11 protein-coding genes are annotated in these 17,535 nt (G+C 75.3%); 6 read left to right on the top strand and 5 right to left on the bottom strand.

All coding sequences use genetic code 11. From position 1 onward, the window contains the following. Positions 1-8: 8 nt before the first annotated feature. From ACU616_RS00125 to ACU616_RS00110, 4 genes are all read left to right on the top strand, one after another. Positions 9-302 carry a hypothetical protein gene (locus tag ACU616_RS00125; RefSeq protein WP_446756474.1) on the top strand — a complete coding sequence of 98 codons (294 nt, stop codon included), beginning with the start codon at positions 9-11 and terminating at the stop codon, positions 300-302. Between the two features lie 128 nt (positions 303-430). Next, positions 431-721 (top strand): hypothetical protein, encoded by a 291-nt coding sequence (locus ACU616_RS00120; protein ID WP_446756473.1) that lies wholly within the window; start codon positions 431-433, stop codon positions 719-721. Positions 722-873: 152 nt separating this feature from the next. Further along, positions 874-4,041 carry a glutaminyl-peptide cyclotransferase gene (locus ACU616_RS00115; protein ID WP_446756472.1) on the top strand — a complete coding sequence of 1,056 codons (3,168 nt, stop codon included), beginning with the start codon at positions 874-876 and terminating at the stop codon, positions 4,039-4,041. 431 nt (positions 4,042-4,472) lie between these two features. Further along, entirely contained in the window at positions 4,473-4,679 is a 207-nt protein-coding gene (locus ACU616_RS00110; RefSeq protein WP_446756471.1) for a hypothetical protein, read from the top strand. 18 nt (positions 4,680-4,697) lie between these two features. On the opposite strand, the gene ACU616_RS00105 is transcribed toward ACU616_RS00110, so the two are convergent. Next, positions 4,698-7,163: an Hsp70 family protein gene (locus ACU616_RS00105; RefSeq protein ID WP_446756470.1), complete on the bottom strand. Its 2,466-nt coding sequence runs from the start codon at positions 7,161-7,163 to the stop codon at positions 4,698-4,700. 544 nt (positions 7,164-7,707) lie between these two features. Here ACU616_RS00105 and ACU616_RS00100 point away from each other — a divergent pair. Continuing rightward, positions 7,708-8,400, top strand: coding sequence for a hypothetical protein (locus tag ACU616_RS00100; RefSeq protein WP_446756469.1), 693 nt, complete (start codon positions 7,708-7,710; stop codon positions 8,398-8,400). A 279-nt stretch (positions 8,401-8,679) separates the two neighbouring features. On the opposite strand, the gene ACU616_RS00095 is transcribed toward ACU616_RS00100, so the two are convergent. Next, positions 8,680-9,480, bottom strand: coding sequence for an esterase/lipase family protein (locus tag ACU616_RS00095; protein ID WP_446756468.1), 801 nt, complete (start codon positions 9,478-9,480; stop codon positions 8,680-8,682). A gap of 223 nt (positions 9,481-9,703) precedes the next feature. Here ACU616_RS00095 and ACU616_RS00090 point away from each other — a divergent pair, with 223 nt between their 5' ends. Beyond that, positions 9,704-10,627 carry an alpha/beta fold hydrolase gene (locus ACU616_RS00090; RefSeq protein ID WP_446756467.1) on the top strand — a complete coding sequence of 308 codons (924 nt, stop codon included), beginning with the start codon at positions 9,704-9,706 and terminating at the stop codon, positions 10,625-10,627. 46 nt (positions 10,628-10,673) lie between these two features. Here ACU616_RS00090 and ACU616_RS00085 read toward each other — a convergent pair whose 3' ends face one another. The 3 genes from ACU616_RS00085 to ACU616_RS00075 form a co-directional block, all read right to left on the bottom strand. Beyond that, positions 10,674-12,206: a long-chain-fatty-acid--CoA ligase gene (locus ACU616_RS00085; RefSeq protein WP_446756466.1), complete on the bottom strand. Its 1,533-nt coding sequence runs from the start codon at positions 12,204-12,206 to the stop codon at positions 10,674-10,676. Between the two features lie 98 nt (positions 12,207-12,304). Next, positions 12,305-15,259: a wax ester/triacylglycerol synthase family O-acyltransferase gene (locus ACU616_RS00080; protein WP_446756465.1), complete on the bottom strand. Its 2,955-nt coding sequence runs from the start codon at positions 15,257-15,259 to the stop codon at positions 12,305-12,307. Beyond that, a complete protein-coding gene (locus ACU616_RS00075; RefSeq protein WP_446756464.1) occupies positions 15,256-17,520 on the bottom strand; it encodes a glycerol-3-phosphate 1-O-acyltransferase in 2,265 nt (754 codons plus the stop codon). Before ACU616_RS00075 ends, ACU616_RS00080 begins: the two co-directional genes overlap by 4 nt. Between the last annotated feature and the right edge of the window lie 15 nt (positions 17,521-17,535).

The following is a 17,535-nucleotide window of genomic DNA, read 5'->3' as shown; positions in this document are numbered from 1 at the left end:
GAGGAACCATGTTCGAAGACCAGTACGTCGAGCTGCTGCCGGCGCGCACCACCATGCAGACCGTCACGGTCATCGGTGCCGGCGGTGCCGGCGGCAACGGCGGCAACGGCGGCTTCGCCGCCGCGCTCTCGGCTGCGGCGAACGTCGTGTTCGCCAACCAGACGGCGACTGCCGGCTCGGTGTTCGGCGACGCGACCGCCGCGAACGCCGTCGTCACCGGCGACGCGACCGCCGGTGACGCCGCCGCCGAGGGCGGCGCGGGTGGCGCCGGTGGCGCCGGCGGCGCCGGCATCACCGGCTGACCTGGCGCGGCTGACCTGACGCGGCTGGCCGGCGTGACGCCGGGGAGGCGATGGACGTGACGTCTCCCCGGCGCCGCCGGCCGGGCACGACCACGAGCACCAACCACACGGACCACTCAGGAGGAACCATGTTCGAGGACCAGTACGTCGAGCTGCTGCCTGCACGCACCACCATGCAGGTCACCGTCGGAGGTTTCGGCGGTGCCGGCGGTGCCGGCGGCGCCGGCGGCGGCGGCCTGGCGCTGTCGCTCGCGGCCAACGTCGCGGTGGTCACGCAGAACTCGACCGCCATCTCCCTGTTCGGCGACGCCGTCGCGACCAACGAGGTCACCACGGGCGACGCCACCTCGGGTGCCGCCGATGCTGCCGGTGGCGCCGGCGGTGACGGTGGCCTCGGCGGCGGCGGCATCGAAGGCTGACCTGCACGCCTGAACGGCGGTCCCTGTCCACCGCCAGACGGGACGGGACCGCACGGACGAGGAGGGGGGCGACCGGGACCGGTCGCCCCCCTTCCGTCGACACCGGCCGCCAACGCGCGAGCGCACGGCCCGAGAGAGGACGAGAGCACCAGGTGACGCAAACAGTGCAGCCGAGCAGCCTGGTCGACGCGCCGGCACTCCCGGTCGACGACCAGGTCCGTCGCCTCGCCGAGGGCACCGAGTTGCACGGTGCGTACGCCGACTCCGGCTACCAGGAGCCGAAGTACCTCGTGTGCCGCGCCGACGGCCAGGTCATGCAGTTGCCGGAGCTCCTGTTCCGGGTGGCGGAGTCCCTGGACGGCCGCACCGCCGGGGAGGTCGCCGCCGACCTGAGCGCACGGCTGGGCCGGGAGCTCACCGCCGAGCAGGTGCTCTACCTCGTCGACGAGCGCCTGCGCCCGGTGGGGGTCATCGCCCCGGAAGCCGCCCAGGCAGGCAATGCGGAGGCAGCGCCCCCTCCGGTGCGTGCCGACCCGCTGCTGGGGCTGCGGTACCGGGTGGACCTCGTCCCGGAACGGGTCGCCCGGCGCATCGCCGTGCTGTTCCGCCCCCTCTTCCTGCGCCCGGTGTGGATGGCGGCGGTCGCCGCGTTCGTGGCCGTCGACGTCGCGATCCTCGCCCAGGGCGACCTCGTCGGCCGGCTCGCGGCGAGCGCGACGCAGTTCGTCCACCACCCCACGCTCACCCTCCTGCTGCTCGCCCTCGTCCTCCTCTCCGGTGGCTTCCACGAGTGCGGCCACACCGCTGCCTGCCGGTTCGGCGGCGCGCGCCCGGGCGCCATGGGAGTCGGGATCTACCTGGTCTGGCCGGCCTTCTACAGCACGGTCACCGACTCCTACCGCCTCAGCCGGGTCGGCCGCCTGCGCACCGACCTGGGCGGCGTCTACTTCAACGCCATCGTCATGACCGCGGTGGGCCTGGCCTACCTCGGCACCGGGCAGGCCTGGTTGCTGCTGGCGGTCTTCGCCATGCACCTGGAGACCACCCGCCAGTTCCTCCCCCTGCTCCGGTTCGACGGCTACTACATGCTCGCCGACCTGGTCGGGGTGCCGGACCTCTTCGGTTACGTCGGGCCGGTGCTCAAGAGCCTCGTGCCCGGCCGCCCGGCGGACCTGCGGCTGCGGGCGCTGCGGCCCCGGGCGCGTCGGCTGATCGCCCTGTGGGTGGCCGTCGCCGTCCCGGTGCTCGCGTACTACCTGGTCGTGCTCCTCCTCGTCCTCCCCCGGGTGCTGCCGGTGGTCTGGCAGGCCGCGCTCGCGTACGGCGACGGGATGCAGCGCGCCCTGGGTGAGGGGGACCTCCCCCGGGTCGTCCTGGGCGTGTTCCAGCTCGTCCTGTTCCTCGTGCCCTGGGTGGGCATGGTCCTGATCCTCGGCATGTTCTGGACCCTGCTGCGCCGCATCGTCGTGTCGTGGGGGTGGACGTGGGCGGCACCCGGCCAGTGGACGGCGGCTCGCCGCTACCTCGTGCCCGTGGGGCTCGGCCTGCTCGGGGCCGCCCTGGTCCTGCGCGTGACGGCGGTGGCCCTGTCGGCCCCGCTGTCCCCGGCCGAGGCCCGGATCGGTGCGAGTGCGGCGGGCGTGCTGGACGCAGGACGCGCGGCCGCTCCGGCCGTGGGGCCGGGTGAGGCGGTCGTGCGGGACCAGCTGGCCGCCTACGCCGGGCTGACCGGCGCCTTCGACCGGCACGCCGACGTCCTCGGCGGCGGGCGCGAGCTGGCCGTCCTGGCCGTCCTCGTCCTGGTCACCTGCCTGCTCCTCGTCGCCGTCGTCCACCACTGGCGGCCGATGGCCGTCGCCGTCCCCCTGGCGGCGGTGACCGCCATGGGCCCCGCCGTGTCGGCCCTGGCCACCGTGGGGCCGGCGGTCGTGGGGGCGGCCTGGGTGGCGGCGGGTGGCACCGCCCTGGCGCTGGCCGCCCGCGGCCGGCGGGACGACGGCGACCGGCGGGTGCTGCTCCTGCAGCGGCTCCTCGGCGGGGTGGGCGCGGTGGCGGTGGCGGTGGGGATCGCGACGGCGCCGCTGCTGGGCGTGCCCCTGTCCGTCGCCGCCGTCCTGGTGGTGGTGCGCCGGGGCGCGCGCCCGGGGCCCGTGCCCTGGTGGACGCCCCTCGTCGTCGCCGCCTTCGGGGTCACCGCCCTGACCGCGCTGATCGCGCCGGCGCTGCTGCGCGCGCCCGCGGGGTCCGTGCTGTCCGACCCGGAGCGGCAGGTGCTCCTGCTCGCCGCGCTCCTGGTCGTCGGCGCGGTGGCGGCCATGCGGGAGCTGCGGTGGGCGGCGGTGGTGCTCGGGTCCCTGGTGGTGCTGGCGCTCGTTCCCGCGCCGGGTGCCGTGGCGGTCCTCCCGCTGGCCGTCTGCGCCGCGGCCGTGCTCGCCGCTCTGGCCGTCCACGCGCTGGTGCGGCGACCCGCGGCGCAGCGGCCGCACCCGCTGGTGCGCACGGGTCTCGTGGCGCCCGCCTTCCTGCTCGTGCTCGTCGGCACGCTGTTCGTTCCCGCGGCGCTCCCCCAGGCCGCGGAGCAGTACCTGACCAGCCGGTCGACCTCGGCGTCGGCGTCCGCCCCGGAGGTGCCGCTGCTGCGGGCGGAGGTGGTGGCCGAGGTGCCGCACGACCCGACGGCGTTCACGCAGGGCCTGCAACTGGACGGCGACGTGCTCTACGAGGGCACGGGACTCGAGGGGCGGTCCCAGCTGCGCGAGCTCGACCCGGAGACGGGCGAGGTGCGGCGGGCCGTTCCGCTGCCCGGGCAGATGTTCGGTGAGGGCATCACGGTGGCGGGGGACAGCGTCTGGCAGCTCACCTGGCGCGACGGCGTGGTGCTCGAGTGGGACCGCGCCACCCTCACGCTGCGTCGGCAGCTGCCGCTGACCGGTGAGGGCTGGGGACTGTGTTCCGACGGCGCGCGGCTGGTGCGCAGCGACGGCAGCGACCGGCTGTACTTCCACGACCCGGAGACCTTCGCCGAGACGGGCAGCGTCGCCGTGACCCTGCGGGGGACGCCGGTGACCCGGCTCAACGAGCTCGAGTGCGTCGGCGGTCAGGTGTGGGCCAACGTGTGGCAGACCGACGAGCTGGTCCGCATCGACCCGGGCACCGGAGCGGTGACCGCGGTGGTCAACGCGGCCGGCCTGCTGGACCCGCAGCGACGCGCCGGCCCGGACGCCGTGCTCAACGGGATCGCGGCGCTGGGGGACGACGAGTACCTGCTCACCGGCAAGCTCTGGCCGGTCTCCTTCCGGGTCCGGCTCACCCCAATGTGACCGCGGAGCGGTCGCGTCCGATCCCCGTGGAGGTGGAGCGTGTGATCCCCGATCCTGTTCCGTGGCCGCGTCGGCGGCGGGCGGGAGGACGTCCCGCCCTGCGCCCCTACGGCGCGGCCCTCGCCGGCATGCTCCTGCTCGTCCTGCTGACCGCCTGCTCGAACTCCTCCGGCGGGGCCGGTGGCGCCGGCGGCTCCGGTGGATCGGGTGGCGCCGGCGCGTCCGGTTCCCCCGGCTCTCCAGGATCGGCCGGCGCGTCCGGCTCTGCCGGAGCGTCCGGTTCCCCTGGAGCGCCCGGTTCCCCTGGAGCGCCCGGTTCCCCTGGAGCGCCCGGTTCTCCCGGCGCGAGTGCTTCGGCCGCGGCCACGGCGACGGCATTCGCCGGCTCCTCCTCCGTGAGCCGCGTGTCCTGCTCCGGGACATCGTGCTCCGTGACGCTGGCGGGCACCGGTTCGCGAGCGACCGTCTTCGACACGGCGATCTCCATCCTCGCGGTCCGGGACGGCCGGGCGGACCTCCGCGTGGGGGAGGATGACGTCTCCTGCGTGCCCGGGCAGCGCGTCTCGTCGGGCCGGCTCGACCTCGAGTGCCGGGCCGTCGGCAGCGACAGCGTGGACCTCACCGTCTCCCAGCGGTGACGGGACGGTCCGCGGGGGTCACCCGGTGAGGTCCAGGACGGTCAGTGTGCCGCTGTCGAGGTCGCTGACGTACCCCTTGCGCCCGTCGGGCAGCACGGTGACCGACGTCGGCGAGGTCCCGGTCGGGAGGGTCGCGGTGACCGTGAAGTCCTCGGCGCTGAGGACCGACAGCGTGCTGTCACGGACGTTGGTGACGTAGGCGAAGCGGCCGTCGGCCGACCAGGTGACGTCCTGCGGCCCCTCGCCGACCGGGACGGTGGCCAGGACCTCGTTGCTGTCGGTGTCGATGACCGAGACCGACGCGGCGTCGTAGTTCACGTTGGCGACCAGCGGCCGGGACCGGTGCACCGCCACGCTGTGCGGGCTCGTCCCGACCGGTACCTCGTCGACGACGGCGTCGGTCGCCGTGTCCACGACCGCGACCACGTTCGAGTCGTGGTCGGCGACGTAGGCGCGCGTGCCGTCGGGGGTCAGCTCCACCCAGTGCGGATTGGGTGGCACCTCGATCTCGGCGACCAGCGCCGCCGTCCGCGTGTCGAGGACCGAGAGGACGTCGGAGTCGTGGTTGGGGACGTAGAGCCTGGTCCCGTCCGGGCTGACCGCGGACACGTACGGCCGGCTGCGCATCGGGACGGTGGCCCCGAACTCGCCGGTGCTCGTGTCGAGCACGCTGACCGCCGCGACGGTCCGGTCGTCGTCCCACACGCTCACGTAGGCCCGGGTGCCGTCCGGTGAGAGCGTCACGTACTGCGGCGGGCCGGACGGTACGTCGATGGTCGCGACCACCTGGTCGACGGCGGTGTCGACCACGGAGACGGTCCCGGCCGCGCGCTGGGCGACGTAGAGCCGGCGGCCGTCGGGGGAGGCGACGACGTACCCCGGTGTCTCGCCGATCGGGATGGTGCCCGTCGTCGACGGGACCGGGACGCTCGCGGCCACCGGGGCGATCGCGGGGACCTCCGGGGCCGGGACCGCGGCTGCACTCGGCGGCGCTGCGGCCGCGCTGCCGTCGTCCTGACCGCTGGGCGAGCCCCGGCCGGTGAGCAGCACCGTCACCCCGAGCAGCGCGACGAGCAGCAGGACCGCGACCGCCAGGAGGGCGGGTGGACCCTTGGGCCCGTCCGCGCCGCCGGGAGTGCCCTCCCCGGGGGGGCCGGGCGCCGGGACGCCGGCCGTCGGGTGCGCCGCAGCCGACGAGGACGGAGCGCCCGGTCCGGACGACGGGGACCCGGGTGGCGGTCCCGCGGGCCCGGCCGGCGGCGATCCCGCCCGCGAGGCCGCCGCCACCGGCCGGCTCGGCGGCTCGGTCGAGGTGGGCGGAGCGGCGACGGTGGCGGTGGCGGCGCCGGTGGCCGTGGCGGCGACGGTGGCCGGAGCGGCCTCCTGCAGGCGCGGGACGGGGACCCTGGTGAGGCCCGTCCGGGCCCGGCGTCGGCCGAGGACGGCGGCCCCGAGGGCCACCGCGTGCTTCGGGTGGGCGTCCACGACCGCGGGACAGCCGAACTCCTGGGACACCATCTCGGCGATCAGCGGGATCTGCGAGGAACCGCCGACCAGCAGCACCGCCGACAGGTCGCCCGGCGCCACAGCGGCCGTCCGCAGCGTCCGTCCCAGGGCGTGGAGCGTGGACTCCACGGGAACCCGGATCAGGGCCTCGAACTCCTCGCGGGTGAGCCGGACCTCCAGCTGCCGGCCGGGGAGGAACACCGGGACGGTCGCCTCCGTGTCGAAGGAGAGAGCCTCCTTCGCGGCGGTGCAGTCCTGGCGCAACCGGGCGAGGGCCACGGCGGTGCGGGCGTCGCCCAGGTCGAGCCGGTGCAGGAGGCCGCCGGCGACGGCGTCCACGTGGGCGAGGACGGCGTCGTCGAAGTCGGAGCCGCCGAGGCGCTCGATGCCGTCCGGTGCCCCCACGACCTCGGTCCCGTCCGCTGTCCGGCGCAGGACGGTCGCGTCGAAGGTGCCGCCCCCGAGGTCGTAGACGGCGACGACCTCGCCGGTCTCGAGGTGCCGGGTGGTCCCGTGGTACGCCGCGGCGGCCTCGGGCTCGGTGACGGTCGAGTACCGGGTCAGGCCCGCGGCGGCGGCGACGTCGGCGAAGGCCCGGCACCGCAGCGGCCCCCAGTTGGCCGGGTGGGTGAGCACGACGGTGTCGGGCTCCCTCCCCGAGGCCTCGACCACACGGTCGAGCACGCCCCGCAGCACCGTGCCCAGCAGCGTGGTCACCAGGAACGGCACGCCGCCGAGTACCACCGGTGTCGGGTCCCCGAGTCGGCGCTTGAGGTCGTGGGCGACCCGGTCCGGATCGCTGACGGCCCGGCGGGCGGCGGCGTCACCGGTGGTGACCGAGCCGCTCTCGCCGACGTGCACCGCGGCGTGCGCCACCACCGACGCGTCCCCGAGAGGGACCATCTCGGCGTGGCCGTCCTCCGCGACGGCGGCAGCGACGAACGTCGTCCCGAGGTCGATCCCGAGGCTGTGACTCACCGGCACTCCCCCCTGCGGGAGCGGGTGCTCCCCAGAAGGGTCCAGACCCTAGCGAGGGATCGCGGTATCTCGGAAACGGGAACCGCTGTCGGCCACGAGAACGTGCTGACAACGACGTCGTGTGTTCACGTCGATCCATACCCAGGTATGAGACCGAGCTCCCGTGAGGATGCGCGGACAATCGTCGAGTGCCATTCCCGGGCGGGCTCGGTGCCCCGTGGCGGCGCCATCGGCCGAGATTTTTCAGCACGATAAGTGCAGGTCCGACCCCGAAGAGTGAACCCGAGGCTCCGGTGCTCGATCGGCGGAATGGGTGTCACAGCGCACCGGCCGGAACCCGGAGTCGAAGTGTCCGCAGCGATCACTCGCCCTTCACCCAAGCGTGACTTGCCGATTGCCGTACCGCCTGAGAATGTCAGGCCACCGGAGCGGGTACGGGGGACGGAGAATGGCCGGAGATCGCCCGTCGTCTCTTTCTGCGCTCCTTCACGGAGCGTTTCCCGCGCCCGCCGCAATCGTCGAGACCGGCCACCAGGAGGCGCTCGTGTTCGAGGACCAGTACGTGGAACTGCTACCCGCACGCACCACCATGCAGACCGTCGGCACCGGCGGTCTCGGCGGGGACGGTGGGGGCGGCGGGGGTGCAGTCGCCACCGCGATCTCGGGCACCGTGGTCGTCCTCGCCAACTCCACCGTCGACACGCTGACCATCGTCAACATCGGCTCCGGCGCCGTGACGGCCGATGCGTCTGGCGGCGACGGTGGAGCCGCAGGCGCTGGGGGTGCGGGAGTCGTCGTCCTCGACCCCGCGACGGTGGAAGCACTGCTCGGTGCGGAGGTCGTTCCGGCGGCCTCGGGTGCGGAGGTCGTGCCGGTCGCTCCCGGTGCCGAGGTCGTTCCGGTCGCCTCCGGTGCAGAGGTCGCTCCTCCTGCGGAGGTCGCTCCTGCTGCGGAGACTGCTCCGGCTGCCGAGGTCGCCCCGGTCGCCTCCGGTGCGGAGGTCGCTGCGGAGGCTCCGGCCGCGGAGGTCGCCCCCGCCGCGGAGGCCGCCCCGGCGCCGGTTGCCGAGGCCGTTCCGGCCGTGGAGGTCGCCCCGGCCGCGGAGGTCGCCGCGGTGGCCCCGGCTGCAGAGGCCGCTCCGGTCGCCTCCGGCACCGGTGGCTGGGAGCACCACGGTCACGGTGACGCCGGCGGTCACGGGCACTGGAACGGCTCCGGGTGGAGGGACTGCCGCTGACTGACCCGGGAAGGGCCGTCGAGGTCTTCCCACGTCGAGGTGCGGCCCGGCGACGTCATCCACGCGCGATGACGACGCCGGGCCGCATCTCGGTCCGCCCGGGAACCCCTCCGGGCCGAGCCCGACGGAGCCTCTCACAGCGGTTCTCGGGTTGGCTGACGGAGGTGGTCAACTGACGAGATCGCGTGATCTCGCACGCCTCGGGGCGTTCAGCTGTGCGAGATCACGCGATCTCGCTGCCACGACAGCACGACCCGTCAACCGACCGGCACAGCGCCCTCAGGCTGCGGCGGCCACGGCGAACGAGGGCTGTGGGACGTCGGCGCGCGGGAAGGCGGGACGCAGCGCGAGCGGGGGCCGGAACGGCCGCCACGTGCCCTCGGGCTGGGCGAGCCGGTCGGCCACCGCGTAGATGACCGCCGGGTGGTGGCCCATGCCCAGGTGGCTGGCGTAGACGGCGATGTTCTCCGCCTGCGGCGAGAGCCGGTCCAGGCAGGCCTGCCAGGCGACGATGCCGTCGTGGTGGGAGTAGATCGAGGTGGCCGGCACGGGCAGCGGCGTGGCCTCGCTCGCCAGCGGCAGCGTGCGCGGCTCCACGTGCAGGTGCGAGAACCGCTCGAAGGCCCGGTTCGCGCGGGTCTGGCTGTCGCGCTGCAGGGCGAACGGGCTGCCGAGGGTGATCACCTGGCGGACCGAGTCCGGCGTCTTGCGGGCCAGGTCGCGGGCGAAGATGCCGCCCAGGCTCCAGCCGACCAGGCTGATCGGCCGGCCGTAGCGGTCGCTGAGGTCGTCGATGCGCCGGCTCATGCCCTCGACGCACTCGGCGGTCGGACCGATGTTGCGGCCCAGGCGCCAGCCGTGCACGCGGTAGCCCAGCCGGCGCAGCACCCGCCGCAGGGTGCGGGTGGACACGTCGTCGGCCAGCAGGCCGGGGAGGACGAGCACCGGGTGACCGTCGCCGACGGGGAGCCGGTTCAGCAGCGGCCTGGCCGCCAGGTAGAGGCCGTAGTCGGCCATCGCCCGGTTCATCTCGGTGAGGTACAGCGGCAGGCTGGGCCCGTCGGTGTCCTGTCGCGCCACGTCGTCCTCCTCACCGGCGGGCCGTCCCGCCGTAGCTACTGGCGGGTACCACGGTGACGCCCCGCCCACACCTGTCCGAGTCGGCGCGCGGCGGCCTGATACGCGGACGTGTGGTCCGCGCCACACCCGCCGCACCGGCCCCACTGCGCGCGACCGGCGGGAGGGCGTGGAACCGTACGGAGGGCACCGCACCGGTGCCGGCCGCAGGGCGAGGAGGAGCACGGTGGACCGGGAGGCGGAGGGCGCACGGGCGCCCGGCACGAGCAGGACGGTGGACCTCGGCGGTCCGGTGCATGTGGTCGACTACGGCGGCCGCGACGACGGGCCGGCCGTCGTCCTGGTGCACGGCCTGGGCGGTTCGCACGGCAACTGGGACCTGCTCGCGCCCCTGCTGACGCCCTCGGTCCGGGTGTGGGCCCTGGACCTGCCCGGCTTCGGCCGCAGCGAGCCCGGGCAGCGGCGCACCACCGTGCAGGCCAACGCCGGGGTCCTGCAGGACTTCCTGCGCGAGGTCGTCGGGGAGCCGGCCGTGCTGGTGGGCAACTCGATGGGCGGGATGATCTCGCTGCTCACCGCCGCCGCCACCCCGGACCTCGTCGCCGGCCTGGTGCTCCTCGACCCCGCGCTGCCGGGCGGGCGCCGCCGGCTGGACCGGGTGGTCGCGCTGACCTTCGCCCTGTACGCCGTCCCCGGGCTGGGGGAGCGCGTCCTGCGGCTGCGGCGCTCCCGGCAGACGCCGCTGACGCGGGTGCGCGAGATGCTCCGGCTGGTCGGCGTCGACCCCGACGAGCTGCCGGCCCCGGTGGTCGACCGCGCGGTGACGCTGCTCGAGCAGCGCGAGGACACCGCCGGCATGGACCGGGCGTTCCTCTCGGCGGCCCGCTCGCTGCTGGGCATCCTGCTCGACCCGCGCCGGTACCGGTCGGCGATGACGCGGATCACCAGCCCGGTCCTGCTGGTGCACGGCGACCGCGACCGCCTGGTGCCGGTGGACGCCGCCCGCGAGGCGGCCCGCCGGCAGCCGGAGTGGCGCTACGAGGAGCTCGCCGGCGTCGGCCACGTGCCGCAGCTGCAGGTGCCCGACCGGCTGGCCGCCCTCGTCCTCGAGTGGCTGGACCAGGCCGTCGTGACCCCCTCCCGCGCCTGACCCCGCCCGTTCCGCCTCCCGTGCGTGGGAGGCGGAACGGCCGCGGTCAGCGGGTGCGGAGCTCGGTCTTGAGCACCTTCCCGCTCGGCCCCTTGGGCAGCTCCTCGATGACGACGACCTCGCGCGGGTACTTGTAGGCCGCCAGCCGCTCCTTGCAGAACGCGATGATCTCGCCGGGCTCGGCCGAGTCCCCCGGGCGCAGGCTGACGTAGGCCACGACCTCCTCGCCGAGCCGCTCGTCCGGCTTGCCGATGACGGCGGCCTCGCGCACCGCCGGGTGGGCGTGCAGGACCTCCTCGATCTCGCGCGGGTAGACGTTGAAGCCGCCGCGGATGACCAGGTCCTTCTTGCGGTCGACGATGTAGAAGAAGCCGTCCTCGTCGCGGTGGCCGAGGTCGCCGGTGTGGAACCAGCCGCCCCGCATCGCCTCGGCGGTGGCCTCCGGCCGGCCGAGGTAGCCCTTCATGATGTTGTGCCCGCGCAGCACGATCTCCCCGACGTGCTCCGGGCCGGGGGGCAGCTCCTCGTCCTGCGGGTCGACGACGCGCACCTCGCAGCCCCACAGCCGCTTGCCGATCGACATGACCCGCCGGTCCTGCGCGCCGCGGTTGAACGTGGCCAGCGCGCAGGTCTCCGACAGGCCGTAGCCCTCGAGGATCGTCGTCCCGGAGAAGGCGGCCTCGAAGCCGCGGATGACCTCACCGGGGATGGACGCGCCGCCGGAGACGCAGATCCGCAGCGCGCCGACGTCGCGGCCGGTCAGGTCGGCGTGCATGAGCGCGACGAACATCGTCGGCACCCCGCAGAACACCGTGACCCCGTGCTGCTCGAACGCGTCGAGGACGGCGCCGACCTCGAACCGTGGCACCAGCACCAGCGTGGCGCCGGCGCGGATGGCGCTGTTCATCACGCTGGAGAGGCCGAAGACGTGGAACAGCGGCAGCACGGCCATGGTGACGTCGTCGTCGCGGTAGCCGAAGGTCTCCGAGGCGACGGAGGCGGCCATGTAGGTCTGGAAGTGGGTGAGCTCGGCACCCTTGGGCCGGCCGGTCGTGCCGCTGGTGTAGATGATCACCGCGGTGTCGTCGGGGGACATCTGCTCGACGTCGGAGGGGTCGGCGCCGGCGCCGTCGGCGACCAGCGCGTCGAACGGCGTGGTGTCCGGGGGCAGCTCGTCGGAGCCCGGTCCCGAGGCGACGTAGACCCGGACGTCGCCGGCCTCGGCCGCGCCCTTGACCGCCTCGTCGGCGAACGCGTCGAAGGTGATCAGCGCCCGCGCGCCGCTGTCGGACAGGTGGTAGGCCACCTCCGGCGCCTTGAGCAGCGGGTTGAGCGGCACCAGCGTCATCCCGGCCTTGAGCGCGCCGAAGTAGGCGAGGACGAACTGCGGCACGTTGGGCAGCTGCAGCGCCACGGTGTCGCCGCGCCGCAGCCCCGCCGACCGCAGGCCGGCCGCCACCTGGGCGGAGAGCTGGTCGACCTGTCCGTAGCTGAGCGTCGTGGACCCGAGGCGCAGCATCGGCTTGTCGGGGTGGGCGAGGGTGGACTCGCGCAGGATCGTGGCGAGGTTGAAGCTCATGGACGCTCCTGGGCTGTGGCACGGGTCACCCCGGTCCAGTACCGCAGGAGCGCCGGGGTACACCCGCTGGACGCCGCGGGACGGCGTCCAGCGGGTGGTCAGCGGCCGAGCGCGACCACCTCGTCGAGGCCGGCCTGCAGGTCGGCCACCAGGCCGGCGGGGTCGGTGATGGCGGCCGCGTCGACGTTGACGCCGATGCAGCACTGCCCCTCGTGCGAGAGCAGGGTGATCATCGCCGCGCAGCCGGGCAGCGGGCCGAAGGGGTACATCCGCTCGATCCGCGAGCCGGCGATGTAGACGGGGTGGGTCACCCCCGGCACATTGGAGATCTGGACGTCGTTCGCGCTGGTCAGCTGCCCGGAGACGGCGCCGATCACCGGCGCGGGCAGCCAGCTGAGCGTCGGCGCGAGCAGGTCGCTGACCACGCCGGCGCCGCCGCCGTCACCGCGGACGGACAGCACGAACTCGCGGATCGTGCGGATGCGGACGGCGGGGTCGGCCTCGTCGAGCGGTGCGGGGAAGCGGGCGCCGGTGAACCGGTTGCCGCCCTCCGGGGCGTCCTGGGCCCGCAGGCTGATCGGGATGCCGACGGTGAGCGTGCCCAGCGGCGCCCCGTGCCGCTGGTGGTAGCGGCGGAAGCCGCCGACCATCGCGGCGAGGAACCCGTCGTTGAGCGACCCGCCGACCGCCTTGGCGCCGGCCTTGAGGTCGGCCAGCGGCACCTCGAGGACCTCCAGGTGCCAGCCGCCGCCGCGGGGCGTGAGCAGCGCGGAGCCCGGCCCCGGCGGGGCGAGGGTGCGGCCGGCGGCCCTCGCCGTTCCCAGCGCCGAGCTGACGGCGTCCCACGGGTGCGCGGCGCTGCCCAGCGCGCCGGCGCCGCGGCGCAGCAGCGCCAGCGGCGCCGAGCGCGCCGTCCCGACCAGCTGCTCGGCGAGCAGCGCGGTGCGGGAGACGTCGTCGTCCGGGGTGGGCACGGGGGGCTCGGGACGGGCGGGGTCGTGCTCGGCGGTGCGGCTGTGCAGCCGGCTCATCAGCTGCACCGCGCCCAGGCCGTCGGTGGTGCTGTGGTGGGTCTTGACCACGTAGCCGGCGCGGCCGTCGGACAGGCCCTCGACGAGCATCGCCTGCCAGAGCGGGCGGTCGCGGTCCAGGGGGGCGGAGACGAACTCGCCGACGACGTCGAGCAGCTGGCGCATCGAGCCCGGCTCCTCGAGGTGCACGTGCCGCACGTGGGCGTCGAGGTCGAGCTCGGCCACCGTCGCCCACCGCGGGGTGCCGATGCCCAGCGCCGGCTCGACGACGCGCTGGCGCATCCGCGGCACCATCCGCGAGGCCCACTCGTGGGCGGCGCGCAGCCGCTCCCAGTCCGGGGCCGGATCCAGCAGCTCGAGCAGCGCCACGTTGGCGCGCAGTCGCGGGTCGGCGGCCTCGGCGCGCCACATCGCCGTCTCCAGCGGGTTCATCTCCGGCGCGCTGCCCCAGTCCAGCGGCGGTGCGGGCACCGGCGGCCCGGCCTCGGCGGTGGGCTCCTCGGACACCACGGGCCGCTCGGCGCGCCCCGACCAGTTGGCCAGGGTGCGCAGGTAGGAGTCGTGCACCTCCGCCACGCGCGCGTCGAGGTCCTCGGCGGTCCAGCCGTCGGTGGGGACCGGCGGCAGCACGCGCACCTGGACGACGCCCGGGTGGATGGTCGTCGCGCCCCGCCACATGAGCTCGCCGGTGTTGCGCAGCACGATCGGCACGATCGGGACGCCGGCCTGCATCGCGACGTGGAACGCACCCTTCTTGAACGCACCCAGGGTCGGGGTGGCCGACCGGGTGCCCTCCGGCGCGATGACCAGGGAGATGCCCTCGCGGAGCCGCTCGACCGCGGGCTCCAGCGCCTTGCGGGCCTGGGCGGGGTCGCCGCGGTCGACGAAGGCGACGTCGGCCAGCCGGAACGCCAGCCCGAAGCCCGGCGTCTTCGCCAGCTCCTTCTTGGCCACGCCGGTGAAGCCGCCGCGCAGCAGCTTGGCGAGCACCAGGACGTCGAGCTGGCTCTGGTGGTTGAACAGGAAGACCGCCGGGCGGGTGGCCAGGTGCTCGGCGCCCTGGACGTCGAGCCGGACGCCGGCCAGGGCGCTGCCGAGCTCCCCGGCGAGGGTGATGCCGAGGTCGACCGCCTCCCGCCGCGAGCCGCTCAGCGCGCCGACGGCCAGGCCGGTGGCGAACCCGCCGAACAGGCCGCCGACCCCGGCCACGGTGCGGGCGAGGTCGACCGGGGAGGTCGTGCCGCGCCGCCGGAAGCGGGCGACCGGCCAGGAGTAGTGGCGGGCGGCGGCGGCCAGGCCGCGGCCGGGGTTGAGCGCCCGGGCCCGGCCCACGGTGCGCAGGAACGGGACGTCCTCGTCGCCGTTGGAGTAGGCGTAGCTCTGCAGCAGGTCGATGCCGTGCTCCTCGGCGAAGGACCGCACCGCCGCGGCCTTGCCCTGGCGCCACAGCAGCGGGCCGCCGGGGCGCCCGGTGCAGACGCCGTCGACGATCTCCACCGGCGACACGAGCACGTGCTCCACGCCGAGGGCGCGGGCGGCCGGCTCGACCTGGAAGCGGGTGGCCGAGGAGGCCAGGACGACGGTGTGCCCGGCCTGCAGGTGGGCGGTGACCAGGCGCCACGCCTCGGGGAACAGCGAGCCGGCGATGCCCTGGACGAACAACCGCTCCCCGAGCTCCACCAGCTCGTCCTCGCTGCGGCCGGCCCACGCGCGCATCCCGGCGACGGTGAACCGCTCGAAGTCCTCCTCGGAGGTGACCCCGCGCAGGCCGTTGAGGAGCAGCTGGCCCATCGCGGCCGGCGTCACCTCCAGCGAGCGCAGGTGGTGGCGGGCGAAGGCGGCCAGCGAGTAGCCGTCGATGACCGTGCCGTCGAAGTCGAAGAACGCGCCGACGCGGGGGCCGGGGGGAGCGGCGTCGACGTCGGCGACGAGCTGCTCCTCGGTCCACACGCCGGCGCGCGCCATCGCCGCGGCGTTGCCGCCCAGCCCGCCTCCGGGCGGGGTCTCCTGCTCGGCCGTCACGGCTCCACCCCCACGTTCTCCCGCCGCGCCGCGGCGTCCAGCTCGTCGATCACGGATACTCGGCCGACGACGTCCCGGACTTGAGCGGCCCACTCCTGCCGGCGGCGGGCCAGCTCCTCCCGGCCGGGGTCGACCAGGTCGAGGTTGGCGGCCAGCCGCAGGGCGCTGGCGAACAGCTCGCGCGACAGCGACTCGGGCCCGTGCAGCCGGCCCTGCAGCAGCATCTGCTGGCCCACGCCGCCGCACTCGGTCAGGAAGTCGGCCTCGACGACCGGCGTCCGCGGGTCGCGGGCGGCCAGCCGCTCGGCCACCACCAGCTGCGCGTCGACGAAGGACCGCAGCACCCGGTGGGCCACCAGCAGCGGCGCCCGGCACAGGACGTCGCGGCCGTCGGCGGTCTCCCAGTCCGGGTCCAGGCGCGCCAGCTCCGCCGAGAGCCGCTCGCGGTACGCCTCCCGCTCGGGGAAGAAGAACTCGAACTCCAGGAGCTTCCGCAGCCGGGCGGCCTCCTCCCAGCGGTCGACCGGGTCGCGCAGCATCACCAGCTCGGCGACCGCCCGGTCGACGAAGTGGTGGATCGCGTTGTTGCGGTAGAACGCCGCGACCAGGTGCTGGCCGCGCTCGATGGCGTAGACCGGCTCCTCCCCGCCCTCGTAGACGGTGACGACGCCCTGCTGGGCCAGCGCGCCGAGCACCCGCCGCACGCCGCCGGCGGTGTCCAGGGCCGCGCCGGAGGAGGGGAGCCGCCGCTCGGTGAGGTAGGCCAGCAGCGGCTGGAGCACCCGCTGCACCTGGGCCAGGGTGAGGGCCCGGTCGCGGACGCCGAGCAGCGCCAGGGTGACCAGCGCCGTCGCCGTGGCCGGGGTGACCGAGTTGATGCCGACGGCGACCTGGAAGGCCACCTTCTGCAGGGTCAGCCGGCGCGCGTCGGGATCGGCCGGGTCGGCGCCGCTGCGCAGCGCGGCGGCCAGCGACAGCGGCTCGGCGAACCCGACGTGCACCGTGCCCAGCGGCGTGCGCACCTGCTCGCGGATGTAGGAGGCCATCCACGACAGGCCCTCGCTGCGCTTGGCCGCCCCGCCCTGCTCGGCGGCCATGCCGGAGACCTCGCGGAGCTGGTCGTAGGTGATCGAGACGGGGACGAGGTAGGCGTCCTCCACGCGCCCGCGCTCGACGGCGTCGGCCACGTAGCCGAGCAGCCCGTGCCGGGGCGGGCGCAGCTTGCCCGTGCGCGATCGGCCGCCCTCCATGTACCACTCGAGGTTGAACCGCTTGGCCAGCAGGAAGGCGAAGTACTCGCGGACGGCGAGCTTGTAGACCTGGTCGCCGCCGAAGCTGCGGCGGATGAACACCAGCCCGGCGCGCTTGGCCAGCGGCCCGACCGGCCAGAACCGCAGGTTGTCCCCGCCGAGCACGTGGTTGCGCGGGAAGTCGTGCGCGGCGAGGACGTCGGCGAGCACCAGCGGGTCGACGTAGGAGCGGTGGCTGGGCAGGAAGACCAGCGGGTGCCGGCGGTTGAGCTCGCGCAGCACGTCGAGCCGGGCGGTGTCGGCCTGCACGTCCCAGGCGCGGGCGTGCACCGGCCGCAGCAGGCCGGTGAACACCTCGATGGCGACCGGGTCCATCGCGGCGACCAGGCTGTCGAGGTCCTGCACCGCCTCGGCGTGCACCTCCTCCTCCGGGCGCTCGAGCCGCTCGGCGAGCCGCGTGACCTCGCGCCGGAACTCGGGGCTGTGCCGGATCGCCTCGGTGACGTGCCGCGGCACCTTGGCCCGGTCGCCGACGATGGTCCGCTCGGCCCGGTCGAGGGCCAGGGCGGCCTGGTGGGCGACGAAGCCGGCGAGGGACCCGGTGCCGTCCCAGCGCCCCGACAGCTCGGCCACCGAGGCGGGCTCGGCGACCACCACGCGCGCCCGGTCCGGGTCGCGGCGCAGGGCGGCGGCCTGCAGCGCTCCCGGGGGACGGCGCAGCAGCGACGGGGCGGCGGCCTGCAGGCGCCCGCGCCGGGTCCGGCCGCGCCCGCGGCCGGTCGTGCGGCCGGTCGCGCGGCGGGGCGCCCAGGCCACGCGGACCGCCGTCACCACGGTGTCGGGCGCGGCGGAGGCCAGCGGCCCGGTCAGGGACCCGCCCCGCAGGGGCAGGACGGTGAGCGAGCCGCCGTCGCCGGGCGGCAGCGCCTCGGCCACGAGCCGCCGCTCGACCTCGCTGTCGACGTCGACCAGCACGATCAGCGGGACGTCGGTGTCCACCAGCTGCGACATGCGCACCTTCCCTCC

Source organism: Geodermatophilus sp. URMC 62, assembly GCF_052931475.1.
This window is presented reverse-complemented; position numbering and strand designations above follow the sequence as displayed.